Origin of the sequence: Enterobacter cloacae complex sp. S1, assembly GCF_014930525.1 — a bacterium.
In the GTDB taxonomy this organism is placed as follows: Bacteria; Pseudomonadota; Gammaproteobacteria; order Enterobacterales; family Enterobacteriaceae; genus Enterobacter; species Enterobacter hormaechei_C.
Genome location: NZ_JADBRE010000077.1, coordinates 1 through 524 on the forward strand (window position 1 = coordinate 1; position 524 = coordinate 524).

A 524-nucleotide genomic window follows, 5' to 3' on the forward strand; every position below is an offset into this window, starting at 1 on the left:
GTATTAAGCCAGTCGTTGACTATTACATAAATAATAGCAATCATAATGAACAGCTATCAATCCCTCCATATGGCACGCGATCTTATAAAGATACATTTCAACTTATTTTTTACAAAAACAACATACGTTATTACAAACCTGCTATTTATTACGGTGTAGTCCAGTCTAATATTCGTCTGCATGAAGATTCAGATAAACATTGTATTACTTTCCTCGCAAGGGATAAGAAGACGCAAAAACCATTTACGCTTGAAATTGATGTTTCTGACTGGAATAAAAGTCAGAAGGATGTGTTTTGGAAGGAATATGAAAAGCAAAGAAAGGAAGCTGATAGGTATTATAAGGGACTTAAAGATAAAAGGAATGCTAAAAAATACCTGACGGTTTTCTTTTTTGGGATGCCGGATGAAAATGATAAGTTTCTATTTAAGACAAACCACTTTAAATTAGTATATGTGGCTTTCTTGGGTAAAATTGAAAGCTCATATAATGATAGTAATTATTACATTGAAAATGATCTGTCT

General features: G+C 32.1%; 1 pseudogene. It reads left to right on the forward strand.

Going from position 1 to position 524, the window contains the following annotated elements:
- A pseudogene (locus IM290_RS21490) lies at positions 1-524 on the forward strand (hypothetical protein); the annotation flags it as partial.